General features: G+C 54.9%; 1 protein-coding gene. It reads right to left on the bottom strand.

What is annotated here, in order from left to right:
- Nucleotides 1-42: 42 nt before the first annotated feature.
- Entirely contained in the window at nucleotides 43-213 is a 171-nt protein-coding gene (locus tag ACTHTY_RS11645) for a hypothetical protein (protein ID WP_440367786.1), read from the bottom strand.
- Nucleotides 214-494 lie beyond the last annotated feature (281 nt).

The raw sequence follows: 494 nt of genomic DNA, 5'->3' as shown, positions 1-494 counted from the left end.
AGGTGGGCCAGACCCAAGAGGCCGCGAGCCGCCACCAAAAAGTTAAACACCAACCCCAACCGCCCCCTGACCCCTAACCCCCCAAACCAACCCATTCAACGTCTTGCCCCCCCCCACCTTTAAACCCAACCTGCACCCCCCCTCACCCCCCTGGGAGAGTTGGCCCACCAACCAACACCCATCCCGAACCAAACAGGCCTCCTTCCCCAACACCGCTTTCTCCCTGACCCCCCTCGCACACCGCCTCTCCGACACCGTACAGAAACAGAAAACGCGACTGCTATGTAGCAACCGCTTTTCCTGCATCCTCCTCCGCAAACCTGCCTAAAACCTGTGCTGCGTTTGTTTTTTCGGCCGGCCTCAAAATCTGAAAAGGCAATATTCAAAACAAAAAGCAACCTGCACTCGTTAAAAAAAAGCGCAGGCTACTTTTACCCTCTCAGACAGCCTTTCCTACGACCTTAATTTAGCTTCGCTTTAAAGGGCTGCTCACA

Origin of the sequence: Neisseria sp. P0019.S002 (genome assembly GCF_051957155.1) — a bacterium.
Taxonomy (GTDB): Bacteria; Pseudomonadota; Gammaproteobacteria; order Burkholderiales; family Neisseriaceae; genus Neisseria; species Neisseria perflava.
The sequence above is the reverse complement of the archived record's forward strand: the minus strand, read 5'-3'. Positions and strand labels throughout refer to the sequence as shown.